Raw genomic sequence first — 12649 nt, 5'->3', positions numbered from 1 at the left:
GGCGCTGGCCACGCCCTTAAGTGCCGCGTGGCTTCGCCCTGGCGGTCGGCGGCGCCTCGGCCGGGTTCTCCGGCCAGGAATGGCGGGGATAGCGGCCGCGCAGGTCCGCCCGGACGTCGCGCCAGGAGCCAGCCCAGAAACCGGGCAAGTCGCGCGTGATCTGGATCGGCCGGTGCGCCGGCGACAGGAGTTCGAGCGTCAGGGGCAACCGCCCGTCGGCGATCGCGGGGTGCGTCGTCAGGCCGAACAGCTCCTGCACCCGCACCGCCAGCACTGGCCCTTCCTCCTCATAGCGGATCGGCAGATGCGAGCCGGTCGGCGCGTCGAAGTGCGAGGGCGCCAGCGCGTCGATCCGCCGCTGCAGATCATGTGGCACGCGCCCCTTCAGCGCCTCGGCGAGCACTCCGGGTGGGATCGCCGAGAGCTTCGTCACCCCCGGCAGGAAGGGCATCAGCCAGTCCTCCAGCGTCGCCAGCAGTCCGGCTTCGGCCATGTCCGGCCAAGGTGGGCCGATGGCGGCGGCGAGAAAGCGCAGGCGCCGCAGCAGGCGTTCGCCCTCGGTCCCGAAAGGCAGGCAGGCAAGCCCACGCTCGCGAATGCCGCCGGTGAGCGCCGCCGTGGCGGCCGCCCCGTCCGGCACCGGCACCTGCGCCTCCGACAGCGTCGCGCGGCCGAGCCGCCTGAGGCGCTTCGCCCGGACCTGGCCGCTCGGGACGTCGAAGACGACGCTGATCTCGTCAGTGATCCGCCCGGCGAACAGCGACTCCAGTGTTTCACGTGAAACGCCGGCGGCCGAGAAGATCCGCCCGGCCTTCGCTTGCCCCTGCAATTCGGCCACCACCAGCAGCGGCGCCGCCGCAAGGCCCGACGCGCCGTCGACCATGCCGCCGCGGCCATTGACGAGGACGAAGCTTCCCCGTGCCCCGCGCGCCACCGCCACCCTGTCGGGAAAGGCCAGCGCCAGGAGGCCGCCCGCGTCGAGGGCGTCGGCGCTGTCGTCATCCCCCGCCGGTCCGGACTGGTCGAGGATGCGGCGCACCAGCTGCATCGCCGTTCGGCCGCGCGGGCCGCGGTCGGCGCGAAAACGCCGCAGCCGCTCGGTGATGTCCACCTCGGTGCCGCCGAGGCCGCGCTCGGTGAGGAGCACGGCGATCTCCGCCGCCAGCCGACGCGCCGGCCCGGCGCCGACCACCATGCGCGCCAGCCGCGGCGGCAGCGGCAGGATGCGCATCGCCGCGCCGTCCGCCGTCAGTCGGCCGTCCCCATCCAGCGCCCCGAGGTCCTGCAGCAGGAGCTTCGCCTCGGTCAGCGCCGGGATCGGCGGCGGATCGAGGAAGGCAAGCGTCCGCAGGTCCGCGACCCCCCAGGCCGCGCCGTCGAGGACGAGGCCGGAAAGGTCCGAGGACAGGATCTCCGGCCGGTCGAACGGCTCCAGCGCCTGCTCCTCGCGCCACAGCCGAATCGCCGTGCCCGGCCCGGTGCGGCCGGCGCGGCCGGCGCGCTGGTCGGCGGAAGCCTTCGACACCCGCACCGTCTCCAGCAGCGACAGCCCGGTCGCCGGCTCGAAGCGCGGCTGGCGGCGCAAGCCTGAGTCGATGACGACGCCGATCCCGTCGATGGTGAGCGAGGTCTCGGCGATCGAGGTGGCCAGCACTATCTTGCGCGACCCCGCCGGCGCCGGCCGCACGGCGATGTCTTGCGCGGCGCCCTCCATCGCTCCGAACAGCGGCGCGACGGCGAGGGTCGACGAGGCCAGCGGCGCGAGGCGCTCGGCGACGCGCTCGATCTCGCGCTGGCCCGGCAGGAAGACGAGGAGGCTGCCGGTCTCCTCCGCGAGCGCCACCCGCACCGCCTCGGCCACAACGTCCTCGATCGGCTGCGCCGCCGGGCGGTCGCGGTGGCGGACGGTGACGGGAAAAGCGCGGCCGAGGCTCTCGATCACCGGGGCCTCGCCAAGGAGGCTCGCGACGCGCGCGCCATCGAGCGTCGCCGACATCACAAGGAGGCGCAGGTCGTCGCGCAGCGCGCCTTGCACGTCGAGCGCCAGCGCCAGCGCGAAGTCGCCGTCGAGCGAGCGCTCGTGGAACTCGTCGAAGACGACGAGGCCGACCCCTTCGAGATCGGGCGAGCCGAGGATCATGCGGGTGAAGACGCCCTCGGTCACCACCTCGATGCGGGTGCGGGCGGAGACCTTGGTGTCCATCCGCATCCGCCAGCCGACGGTGCCACCGACCTCCTCGCCGAGGAGCTCGGCCATGCGCCGCGCCGCCGCCCGCGCCGCCAGCCGCCGCGGCTCGATCAGCACGATTTTGCGCCCCGCGAGAAAGCCGGCGCCGAGGAGGTCGAGCGGCACCAGCGTGGTCTTGCCGGCGCCCGGCGGGGCGACCAGCACGGCGTTGCGGCCGGTCTCGAGGGCGTCGGCGAGCTGCGGCAGGACATCTGCAACCGGTAGGTGGGGCATCGCGGGCTTCATCGTGCCGCCCCTGTGACCGGCGTGTTGGAGCGCGAGCCGGTGAATCTGATGGAGATCTCGCCGGTGCCGAGGTCGAACACGGCGCCTCCCGCGGCCTCGGCGTCGGCGCGGTCGTGGGTGACGAGGATGGCGGGAATGCCGGTCTCGCGGATCATCGCGAAGACGAGGCCGCGCACGCTCTCTCGGAGCGCCGTGTCGAGCCGCGCGAAGGCCTCGTCGAGGAGCAAGGCTTTCGGGGCGGCGAGCAGCGTGCGGCCGAGCGCCACCCGGGCCGCCTCGCCGCCGGAGAGCGTCGCGGGATCGCGGTCGAAGGCGCCGGCAAGGCCGATCCGCGCCAGCATGGCCTCGGCCTCCGCCCGCCGGCGGGCGCGTCCCTTCACCGCGGGGCTGAGGCCGAAGACGAGATTCTCGCCGACGGAGAAATGCGGAAACAGCAGCGCGTCCTGGAAGAGAAGGCCGATGCCGCGCGCTTCCGGCGGCAGCGCGGTCACGTCGCGGCCGCCCAGGAGCACCCGTCCGGTCGCGGTGAAGGCGGGGTCGAGGAAGCCGCCGACGAAGGCAAGGAAGCTCGACTTGCCGGCGCCCGACGGGCCCATGACGCTAAAAATCTCGCCGGGCGCGATGCTGCGGTCGAGCGTCAGCAAGCGGCGGCCCTCTAGGGCGATCGTGAGGGCGTCGAGGACGAGCATCACGCCCTCATGCCGCGCCTCTGGCGGTGAAGCAAGGCCGGCAGGAGCGTTGCGGCGGCCAGCACCAGGCAAGGCAGGGCCGTCTGCAGCAGCGCGTAGACGCCGATCAGCCGCCGGTTGCCGCCGCTCGCCAGCGCCACGGCCTCGGTGGTGATGGTCGGCAGCCGTCCGGCGCCGATCAGCAGCGTCGGCAGGTATTGACCGACCGAGACGGCGAAGCCGATGGCGAAGGCGGTGGCGAGCGGCGCTAGCAGCAGCGGCAGCCGGATCCGGACGAGGACATTCCAGCGCGGGCGGCCGAGCGATGCCGCCATCCGCTCGTAGCGCGGGTCCAGCGCCTCGAAAGGCGCCGCCAGCGCCAGCGCCACATAGGGCACGACGAAGACGAGGTGGACGCCGACGAGGAGCGGCAGGCTGGGCGAGAGGCCGGCCACGAGCACCAGCCATTGCAGGCCGAAGACGAAGGCGACCTGCGGCACGATCAGCGGCAGATAGAGCAACCCGGCGACCGTCGGCGTCAGGAGCGCCGGCGCCTTTCGCGGAAGCGCGCCCGGCGTCTCGCCTGTCGCGTCGCCCGGCGCCCGGGGGCGGGCGCGGTTCCGGCGTCGCGCTTCGAGCAGACCGACGACGAGGACGAGCGCCAAGCCTGCCGACGCTCCCGCGACGAGCGCACTGGTGCCGAGCGGACCGGCCGCGCCGGCGAGCGCCGAGGTCCAGGCGCGCGCGGTAAGCGTCGTCGGGAGGAGAGATGGAAAGCCCCAGTGACCGGCGAAGGACCAGAGCGCCAGCGCCGCGAGGCCGAACAGAGTGAGCCCGCCCGCCAGCAGCACCGGCGCGATCGACACGCGTCTGAGCCCACCATCAGCCTGTCCCCGCCACCCCCTGGCGGCCATGCTTCGGCAGAGGCGGGCGCCGGCCAGCTCAAGGCCGAGCCAGAGCCCGAGCACCGCGAGCGTCACCGCGCATTGCAGCAGCGTGCCGGCCGAGGCCATGAAGCGCAGCGACAGGTCGGGATCGCCGATCCAGTCAACCAGCCGCACCGCGAGCGGCGCCGGCGTCGAGGGCCCGAGGATCACCGCCACATCCACCACCGAGGAAGCGTAGGCCGCGACCGCCAGCACCGGCAGGCGGATCTGGCGGTAGACCGCCGGCCAGACCGCCAGCGTGAAGCCCGCCATCCGGCCATAGCCGAGCGCGCGCGCCAGCCGCAGCCGGCGTTCCGGATCGGCCTGCGGCAAGGCGGCAAAGATGACGAGGAGCAGGAAGGGCAGTTCCTTGACGACGAGGCCCGCCATCATGGCGAGGCCCAGCGGATCGCCGGGCACCGGCAGGTCCGGCGGTGCATTGAGGCCAAGCGGGCCGGCGGCGAGGCGGACGAGCAGGCCGGACGGCGCGATCAGCAGCGCGACGCCGAGGGCGGCCGCCGCATGCGGCACCGCCATCAGCGGCCCCATCGCCTGCCGCGCCCGGCGGAAGGCCGGCGTGCCGGCAAACCCCGCGACGAAGAGCAGCGCCGCGCCGACCGAGATCAAGGTGGTGAGGAGGCCGCTGGCGAGGCTGAGGCCGGCGGAGGTCCAGAGACCAGGCACGGCGAGGAGGTCGCGGAAAGGCTGCAGCGACAGCATGGTGCCGCCGAGCGCCGGCAAATAGCCGAAGGCCGGCAGCACGGCACCAGCAAGGCCCACCAGCACGGGCAGCGCGAGAATGGCCGCCAGCAGCGGAGGGGCCGAACCCCCAAGCCGCCAGCGGTCGGGCCTTGCGGGCTGGCCGACGCTCACCACGGTGACCTCCGGGGAAGCACTGCCCAGGATGCGGACGTCAGCGGGTGTCGTGAAAGCGGCATGTGGCGATCTCCAGGCTCTGGCTGTCGCCCGTGCCACTGACCCGGTAGACCAGCCGGTGCTCCTGGGTGATCCGGCGTGACCACCAGCCCTTGAGGTTCCCCATCAGCGGCTCCGGCTTGCCGATGCCCTTGCACGGCATGCGCAGGCACTGCTCGATCAGTTCGTTGACCCGGGCAAGCTCGGCACCGCCTTTGGCCACCCACACCTGATAGTCGGCCCAGGCGTTGGCGGAAAAGACGAGCTTTACTCCCGGGCGAGATCGGCGACCTCGCCTTGCCCTCCATCCAGCGCGGCGATGGAGCGGCGCAGGCGCTCGGCATTGGCGGGGGAGTTGAGGAGGTGCAGCGTTTCACGCATGCCCTCCCATTCCGAGAGAGCCATGATCACCATCGGCTCGCGGTTCTGCCGCGTCACCACGAGCTCGGTGCGGTCGGCTTCGATCCGATCGAAATGCGCGGCCATGTTGGCGCGAAGCTCCGTGAGACTGACCGGCCGCATGCATCTCCTCCTGATCTGTACGTCATAAAGTACAGATCACGCGTCGTTTCCTCAAGTCGGTGGCATCCAGATGGATGTCCCTGTTCGGCGGCCGCTCCGATCGCGCCGGCTGCCCGGATCAGGCGGTCTCGCCCACATCCATCTCAGCGGAAATCTTCGTCATTCGGTAGCAAAAGCCACTAAAATGTCCTGCGCCGGAAGCTTCCTCAAATGCACTCCAGGGGACTACCGGGAGCCTACGTCTCGCCGCCGCCACCACTGCCACGCGGCTTTCCCCGTAAGGGCCAGCGGAACGGCGACGAACGAGAACATACCGCCGAAGACCGCGGCCCAGACCCAGCGGAACCTCAGTTCGATGAACTCGGGCGAGCCGTTGTCGTCGAAGAACGGATCGGCCGAGATCGCGAGGAAGCCCGCGACGTAGCAGGCGCCCAAGGTCATCAGCAGGAGAAACGGAGTACCCGCGAACGCACGGGCACGCCCCTTGCGGACGAGAGTCGCGACGAGCGCCAGCACGCCACCAAGTGAAAAGAGCGTCAGCAGCACGAACATCGGGGCTGCGTTCCATGTGTTCGCCAAGGAAGGAGCCACTTTCCCGGATCGAGCTCCGGAAGCGCGGCGGGACGGGCACCGGAAATGGACAATCGGGAAATGAGCGCAAAGTTCGGACCAGGGCTCACGACCACCGCTGCATCGATCCTCCGGGCTATTGCCATCGTTCTCTCACGGAACGCTTCCCGGCTTTCCACCCGCAGCTTTACTTCATCCATGACCGCGCTCCCTTTCGACGACGTCCCAAAAGTCCGACAGCAATCGCTCGAAACTCAGAAATGGCCCGCCTTCCGTCATGCGCCCGGCCGGAGCGCTACACCCCGTACCGCTTCAGCCATTCCGCGGCGATCCGGACCGTCCAACTCGGGTGCGGCTCCGGGAGCACCGGGCCGAGCGCTTCGGGGGGGAGCGTCGCAACGCCGCGGTCGATGGCGGCGAAGGCGGCGCGGTTTTCCGGCGGGAGCTTGTCCATGGCCAGCACCGTCGGGTCGCCCCAGATTGCAGGATCCTCCTTGCGCGCCTGGGCTTCCGGCGCGAGGAGGAAGTTCGCCACCACCTTGGCGCCGGCCTTGGCGTCCGAGTTGAAGGGGATGGCGACGAAATGCGTGTTGCCGAGCGTGCCCTTGGCAAAGGTGAAGGAGCGGACGCTGTCCGGCAGTTCGCCGGTGGCGATCGCGCCAGACGCCTCCGCCGGGTTGAAGGCGAAGATCACGCCGAGCTCGCCATCGGCCAGCATCTGCTTCATCGCCGGGTAGTTTTCCGGAAACGCCTTGCCTTGCCGCCAGAGGACCGGCGTCAGCGCGTCCAGATAGGCCCAGAGCGGGGCCGTCACCTCGGCAAAGCGGGCCTCGTCGACCGGCTTCTGCAGCACGGCGGGATCGGCCACGGTTTCCGAGAGCACCTGCTTCAGGAAGGTCGCGCCGATGAAGTCCGGCGGGGCGGGATAGGCGAAGCGGCCGGGATTGGCTTTTGCCCAGGCGAGAAGCTCGGCGGCGGACTTCGGCATCGCCTCGACCGGACCGGTGCGGGCGGTGTCGGCGAAGAAGACGAGCTTGGCCATGCCCCAGGGCGATTCCTGGCCCTTGGTCGGCAAGGTGAAGTCAACGGTGACGGTCGGCTTGTTCACGGTGTCGACATAGCGCCAGTTCGGCAGGCTTGTCGCAAAGCCTTCCGAGAGGAGACCCTGGCTCTGCAGGGCGGCAAAGTTCTCGCCGTTGATCCAGATCAGGTCGACCGAGCCGCCCCTCGCCTTGCCCGCCGCCTTTTCGGCGACGATCTTGGCGACGCCGTTGGCGGTATCGTCGAGCTTCACCTGCGTCAGCGTCACCCCGAATTCGGCCTTCAGCCGCTCGCCAGCCCAGGCGAGATAGGTGTTGATCGGCTCGGACCCGCCCCAGGCGTTGAAATAGACCGTCTCGCCCCGTGCCTCGTTCAGCACGCTGTCCCAGCCGGGCGCCTCCTCGGCCCGCACCGGCGCCAGCGAGAGGCTGGTCGCGAGGACGAGTGCAGTGCAAAAAGGCCATAGCCGGCGGGGCATTTGCATGATCTGTCTTCCTGCGACTGTTTCGCGCCATTCCGGCCGCGACATTGCCGCCGTGACGTCCTAGATGAACGGACAGGCTAGATGAACGAACAGGCCCGGCGAAAGCAATCGTCGCCGGCGTCCGCGCCGGACGATGTGAACGGACATGCGCGGTGACAGCGGCCCCGGGGCCGCGGACGAGGATCTGATGAGCGACGCCACCGACACCCGCAAGACCATCGTCCTCACCGGCGCCTCGCGCGGCATCGGCCATGCCACGGTGAAGCGCTTCTCGCGCGAGGGATGGCGGGTGATCACCTGCTCGCGCCAGCCCTTCGCCGAGGATTGCCCCTGGCCGGCCGGCGCCGAGGACCATATCCAGGTCGACCTGTCCGATCCCGAGGATATCGGCTTCGCCATTTCCGAAATCCGCCGCCGTCTCGAGGCCAACGGCTCCAGCCTCTCGGCGCTCGTGAACAACGCCGCGATCTCGCCGAAAGGCGACAGCGGCTCGCGGCTCGATTCGATCCAGACGCCGATGCACATGTGGCGCGACGTCTTCCAGGTGAACTTCTTCGCGCCGATCATGCTGGCGCGCGGTCTGTTCAAGGAGCTGTCGAAGGCGCAAGGCTCGATCGTCTCGGTCACCTCGATCGCCGGCGGCCGCGTCCACCCCTTCGCCGGCACCGCCTATGCGACGTCGAAGGCGGCGCTGGCGTCGCTGACCCGCGAGATGGCCGCCGACTTCGGCCCGGCCGGCATCCGCGTCAACGCCATCGCCCCCGGCGAGATCGACACCGCGATCCTGTCGCCCGGCACCGAGAAGATGATCGAGAACATCCCGCTCCGCCGCCTCGGCCAGACCTCCGAGGTCGCCGACATCATCTACTTCCTCTGCTCCAACCAGGCGAGCTACGTCACCGGCTCGGAAATCCACATCAACGGCGGCCAGCACGTCTGAGGGCGATGGCGCTGTTGGGCGCTGGACCCGATGTGTCTTGAAGGTGAGCGCGGAACGCGCCAGGCTTTGACGGAGCCCGTGCGAAAATGCCAATAGACGCTTCCGCCGATCCCGACCGAAAGCCCGTCATGACCCAACGCATCGCCGACCGGTTCAAATCCCTCGCCGCCGAAGGCCGTCCGGCGTTGGTGACCTTCCTGATGGCGGGCGATCCCGACGGTGAGACGGCGTTCGAGATCATGCAGGGGCTGCCGGCGGCCGGCGCCGATCTGATCGAGCTCGGCATGCCCTTCTCCGATCCGATGGCCGACGGGCCGGCGATCCAGAAGGCCGGCCTGCGGGCGCTGAAGGGTGGCGAGACGCTGCGCAAGACGCTGGCGACGGTCGCCCGCTTCCGGGAGGGGGACCAGGCGACGCCGGTGATCCTGATGGGCTATTTCAACCCGATCTACATCTATGGCGTCGAGGCCTTCGTCGACGCTGCGCTCAAGGCCGGCGTCGACGGCCTCATCGTCGTCGACCTGCCGCCGGAGATGGACGACGAGCTTTGCCTGCCGGCGCTCGCCAAGGGCCTCGCCTTCGTGCGCCTCGCCACCCCCACCACCGACGACAAGCGCCTGCCGGCGGTGCTGAAGAACACGTCGGGCTTCGTCTACTACGTCTCGATCAACGGCATCACCGGCGCGGCCGCGCCCGATGCCGGCAAGGTCGGCGCCGCCGTGGCGCGGATCAAGCGCCACACGGATCTCCCGGTCTGCGTCGGCTTCGGCATTCGTACGCCCGAGCAGGCGCACGCCATCGGCCACAGCGCCGACGGGGCCGTTGTCGGCTCGGCGCTCGTCGCCGCGCTCGAGAATTCGCTGGAGAATGGCCTTGCCACGCCCGCGACAAAGGAGGCGGTGTTGCAGCTGGTGCGGGCGCTTGCCGGCGGCGTTCGAAGCCCAAGCCTTGCCGAGGCCTGAATTTAAGGCCATGTGAGGCAGAATAGATGCCGGAAACGCGCCGCTGGAGCTTTCAAAGGGACCGCGCGCGCCTGCCCATCCGAACGGGATAAGACCTTGAACTGGATCACCAACTACGTCCGCCCGAAGATCACCAGCCTTCTGACCCGCTCGGAAGTGCCGGAAAACCTCTGGATCAAGTGTCCCGAGACCGGCGAGATGGTGTTCCACAAGGACCTCGAGGCCAATCAGTGGGTGATCCCCGCTTCCGGCCATCACATGCGGATTTCCGCCAAGGAGCGGCTGAAATCCTTCTTCGACGGCGGCGCCTTCGAGGCGATCGAGCTGAAGAAGGTCGCGGTCGATCCGCTGAAATTCCGCGACGAGCGGCGCTATACCGACCGGCTGAAGGACAGCCGCACCAAGACGGGCTTGGAGGATTCCATCCTCGTCGCCACCGGCGCGATCGAGACGCTGCCGATCGTCGTCGCGGTGCAGGATTTCGCCTTCATGGGCGGCTCGCTTGGCCTTGCCGCCGGCGAGGCGATCGTCACCGCCGCCGAGACCGCGGTCGCCCAGCACCGGCCGCTGGTGCTGTTCGCAGCGTCCGGCGGGGCGCGCATGCAGGAGGGCATCCTGTCCCTGATGCAGCTGCCGCGCACCACGGTCGCGGTCGAGATGGTGAAGGAGGCGGGGCTTCCCTACATCGTCGTCCTCACCAACCCGACCACCGGCGGCGTCACCGCCTCCTATGCCATGCTCGGCGACGTCCACATCGCCGAGCCCGGCGCGCTGATTGGCTTTGCCGGACAGCGGGTGATCGAGCAGACCATCCGCGAGAAGCTGCCGGAAGGGTTCCAGCGCGCGGAGTATCTGATGGACCACGGCATGGTCGACATGGTCGTCCACCGGCACGAGCTGAAGAAGACCATCGCGACGCTTCTGAAGGTGCTGACCAAGGCTCCCGCCGCGCAGGACGTTCCTGTCGACACGGCGCCGAGCGAAATGAACGTCGAGGCCGCCTGACCGGTCCAGGCGGAGAGGCCGCCTGACCGGATCAGGCGGAGACGCAACAGCCGACGGCCCATCCGCCAGACGGCGGCCGTCGCCGCCGCTCACCCTCCGCGCCGGAACAAGCAGGCGACCATGACCTTCGAAAACCTCGCCAATGCCGAGATCGAACGCCTGATGCTGAAGCATCCGAAGGGCTTCGACCTCGCGCTGGAGCGCATTCGCCGCCTCTTGTCGGCGCTGGGCGATCCGCAGCAGCGGATGCCGAAAACGATCCACGTCGCCGGCACCAACGGCAAGGGTTCGGTCGTCGCCTTCTCGCGCGCTATCCTCGAGGCGTCAAACCTCGCCGTCCACGCCCACACCTCGCCGCATCTTGTGAACTGGCATGAGCGCTACCGTCTGGGCGTCGCCGGCGGCCGGGGGCGGCTGGTCGAAGACGCCGTGCTCGCCGACGCCATCGCGCGGGTGGCGAAGGCGAACGACGACCAGCCGATCACCGTCTTCGAGATCCTCACCGCCGTCACCTTCCTGCTCTTTGCCGAGCATCCTGCGGATGCCGTGCTGCTCGAGGTCGGCCTCGGCGGACGGTTCGATGCGACCAACGTCATCGACAGCCCGGTCGCCACCGTCATTAGCTCGATCTCGCTCGACCACCAGGCGTTCCTCGGCGACCGCGTCGAGCTGATCGCCGCCGAGAAGGCCGGCATCATCAAGCGCGGCGTTCCGGTGATCATCGGCCAGCAGAGCGAGGCGGTGGCGGTCGACGTCATCAAGTCGGTCGCCGCCCGCGCCGGTGCGCCGGTCTGGCTCTACGGCGAGGATTTCTTCGCCTTCGAGGAGCACGGAAGGCTGGTCTACCAGGACGAGCGGGGCCTTCTCGACCTGCCGATGCCGCGCCTCTCCGGCCGGCACCAGCTGTCGAACGCGGCGACCGCCATCGCCGCCGTTCGCCGCGCCGGCTTCGATCCGAACGAACAGGCGATCGAGAAGGGCATCCTTTCGGCCGAATGGCCCGGCCGGCTTCAGCGCATCACCACCGGGCCGCTCGCCGAGGCGGCGTTTCCAGGTACCGAGATCTGGCTCGACGGCGGGCATAATCCCGGCGCCGGCCTCGTCATCGCCGAGGCCATCGCCGACATGGAGGACAAGACGCAGCGGCCGCTCTTCCTCATCGTCGGCATGATCAACACCAAGGACCCGCTTGGCTTCTTCGCGGCCTTCTCCGGCATGGCGCGGCACGTCTTCACCGTGCCCGTCGCCCATTCCGACGCCGCGATCGACCCCGACACGCTGGCCGACGCCGCCATCGAGGCCGGCCTCGACGCCGAACCCTGCAACAGCGTCGAGGAAGCGATCCGCCTCGTCTGCACCGGCTGGTCCAGCGCCCCCGCGCCGCGGTTTCTGATCTGCGGCTCGCTGTATCTGGTGGGGGAAGTGCTGGCGCTGAGCGGGCTCGCGCCGACGTAAGAGGAGCGAGCGGCTGCGTCAGGCGCCAAGCGTGAGGCGCTGCATCAGCTATGGTCGCGCGGGCTTGACGCGTGCTGTTACGGGCGGAAACCTCGCAGGTTCGTCATCCTCGGGGCGCGAGCCCCGGGGACCCATGTCGACGCGCTTTAAGAACGCGATTCGTTCGACATTCCCAACCTGAACCGCCCTGCGGCAACACCGCGGAAGGCATGGGTCCCCGGCCTGCGGCCGAGGATGACGACCTTCGAGGGCAGCGCCTGCAAACCATACCAGCGTGCTGTGGCAAACGGGCACGCACCATCTGCGCAACAAAAAACCCGGGCTCATCACCCGGGTTTGATTCACGTGAAACAGTGTGCGCGGATCAGGCCGCGGAGGCGGTTTTGATCCAGTCGAGGAGCTTCGACTTGGCGGCGGCGCCGACCTGGACAGAAGCGGGCTCGCCGTTCTTGAAGAGCATCAGCGTCGGGATCGAGCGGACGCCGAACTGGGCGGCAATGTCCGGGTTCTCGTCGATGTTCAGCTTCACGATGTCAACCGAATCGAGCTCATCCGAGATTTCCTCGAGGCTCGGGCCGATCATCTTGCAGGGGCCGCACCACTCGGCCCAGAAGTCGACGACCACTGGGCGCGAGGCCTCCAGGACGTCGGACTTGAAGTTGCTGCTGTCGATCTTCTTGGTGGCCAT

At 69.5% G+C, this 12649-nt stretch carries 11 protein-coding genes and 1 pseudogene; 4 read left to right on the top strand and 8 right to left on the bottom strand.

Annotation, left to right across the window (positions count from 1 at the left end; genetic code table 11):
* Window positions 1-16: 16 nt before the first annotated feature.
* From hrpB to ACZLZQ_RS04480, 7 genes and pseudogenes are all read right to left on the bottom strand, one after another.
* The gene (gene hrpB / locus ACZLZQ_RS04510; RefSeq protein ID WP_472948324.1) at window positions 17-2461 is read right to left on the bottom strand and encodes an ATP-dependent helicase HrpB; all 2445 of its coding nucleotides are present in this window, start codon (window positions 2459-2461) and stop codon (window positions 17-19) included.
* A gap of 8 nt (window positions 2462-2469) precedes the next feature.
* Complete coding sequence (locus ACZLZQ_RS04505) at window positions 2470-3162, bottom strand: ATP-binding cassette domain-containing protein (RefSeq protein ID WP_472948323.1); 693 nt, start codon at window positions 3160-3162, stop codon at window positions 2470-2472.
* Window positions 3162-4940, bottom strand: a complete 1779-nt coding sequence (locus ACZLZQ_RS04500; protein WP_472948322.1) for an ABC transporter permease — start codon at window positions 4938-4940, stop codon at window positions 3162-3164. The genes ACZLZQ_RS04505 and ACZLZQ_RS04500 overlap by 1 nt, the downstream gene beginning before the upstream one ends.
* A 40-nt stretch (window positions 4941-4980) precedes the next feature.
* Window positions 4981-5229 (bottom strand): annotated as a pseudogene (locus ACZLZQ_RS04495) (Txe/YoeB family addiction module toxin); the annotation flags it as partial.
* Window positions 5230-5249: 20 nt separating this feature from the next.
* Complete coding sequence (locus ACZLZQ_RS04490) at window positions 5250-5504, bottom strand: type II toxin-antitoxin system Phd/YefM family antitoxin (protein ID WP_472948321.1); 255 nt, start codon at window positions 5502-5504, stop codon at window positions 5250-5252.
* A gap of 225 nt (window positions 5505-5729) precedes the next feature.
* Window positions 5730-6056, bottom strand: coding sequence for a hypothetical protein (locus ACZLZQ_RS04485; protein ID WP_472948320.1), 327 nt, complete (start codon window positions 6054-6056; stop codon window positions 5730-5732).
* Between the two features lie 313 nt (window positions 6057-6369).
* Window positions 6370-7593, bottom strand: a complete 1224-nt coding sequence (locus tag ACZLZQ_RS04480; RefSeq protein WP_472948449.1) for an ABC transporter substrate-binding protein — start codon at window positions 7591-7593, stop codon at window positions 6370-6372.
* A gap of 193 nt (window positions 7594-7786) precedes the next feature.
* Here ACZLZQ_RS04480 and ACZLZQ_RS04475 point away from each other — a divergent pair, with 193 nt between their 5' ends.
* The 4 genes from ACZLZQ_RS04475 (at window position 7787) to ACZLZQ_RS04460 (ending at window position 11961) form a co-directional block, all read left to right on the top strand.
* On the top strand, window positions 7787-8539 hold the full coding sequence (locus ACZLZQ_RS04475; protein ID WP_472934337.1) for an SDR family NAD(P)-dependent oxidoreductase: 753 nt from the start codon (window positions 7787-7789) through the stop codon (window positions 8537-8539).
* A 128-nt stretch (window positions 8540-8667) separates the two neighbouring features.
* Window positions 8668-9501, top strand: a complete 834-nt coding sequence (gene trpA, locus ACZLZQ_RS04470) for a tryptophan synthase subunit alpha (RefSeq protein ID WP_472948318.1) — start codon at window positions 8668-8670, stop codon at window positions 9499-9501.
* A gap of 96 nt (window positions 9502-9597) precedes the next feature.
* On the top strand, window positions 9598-10506 hold the full coding sequence (gene accD, locus ACZLZQ_RS04465; protein ID WP_472948317.1) for an acetyl-CoA carboxylase, carboxyltransferase subunit beta: 909 nt from the start codon (window positions 9598-9600) through the stop codon (window positions 10504-10506).
* 120 nt (window positions 10507-10626) lie between these two features.
* The gene (locus tag ACZLZQ_RS04460) at window positions 10627-11961 is read left to right on the top strand and encodes a bifunctional folylpolyglutamate synthase/dihydrofolate synthase (RefSeq protein WP_472948316.1); all 1335 of its coding nucleotides are present in this window, start codon (window positions 10627-10629) and stop codon (window positions 11959-11961) included.
* A 364-nt stretch (window positions 11962-12325) separates the two neighbouring features.
* Here the strand turns inward: ACZLZQ_RS04460 and trxA are convergent, their stop codons facing one another.
* Window positions 12326-12649, bottom strand: coding sequence for a thioredoxin (trxA, locus tag ACZLZQ_RS04455; RefSeq protein ID WP_472934341.1), 324 nt, complete (start codon window positions 12647-12649; stop codon window positions 12326-12328).

The organism is Mesocryomonas lacus (assembly GCF_055730105.2).
The sequence above is the reverse complement of the archived record's forward strand: the minus strand, read 5'-3'. Positions and strand labels throughout refer to the sequence as shown.

What these genes read in the sequence shown, in the direction of transcription:
- hrpB (WP_472948324.1), bottom strand. Translation starts at nt 2,461, where the DNA reads ATGCCCCACCTACCGGTTGCAGATGTCCTGCCGCAGCTCGCCGACGCC.
- ACZLZQ_RS04490 (WP_472948321.1), bottom strand. Translation starts at nt 5,504, where the DNA reads ATGCGGCCGGTCAGTCTCACGGAGCTTCGCGCCAACATGGCCGCGCAT.
- ACZLZQ_RS04505 (WP_472948323.1), bottom strand. Translation starts at nt 3,162, where the DNA reads ATGCTCGTCCTCGACGCCCTCACGATCGCCCTAGAGGGCCGCCGCTTG.
- ACZLZQ_RS04475 (WP_472934337.1), top strand. Translation starts at nt 7,787, where the DNA reads ATGAGCGACGCCACCGACACCCGCAAGACCATCGTCCTCACCGGCGCC.
- ACZLZQ_RS04480 (WP_472948449.1), bottom strand. Translation starts at nt 7,593, where the DNA reads ATGCCCCGCCGGCTATGGCCTTTTTGCACTGCACTCGTCCTCGCGACC.
- trpA (WP_472948318.1), top strand. Translation starts at nt 8,668, where the DNA reads ATGACCCAACGCATCGCCGACCGGTTCAAATCCCTCGCCGCCGAAGGC.
- ACZLZQ_RS04485 (WP_472948320.1), bottom strand. Translation starts at nt 6,056, where the DNA reads ATGTTCGTGCTGCTGACGCTCTTTTCACTTGGTGGCGTGCTGGCGCTC.
- trxA (WP_472934341.1), bottom strand. Translation starts at nt 12,649, where the DNA reads ATGGCCACCAAGAAGATCGACAGCAGCAACTTCAAGTCCGACGTCCTG.
- ACZLZQ_RS04460 (WP_472948316.1), top strand. Translation starts at nt 10,627, where the DNA reads ATGACCTTCGAAAACCTCGCCAATGCCGAGATCGAACGCCTGATGCTG.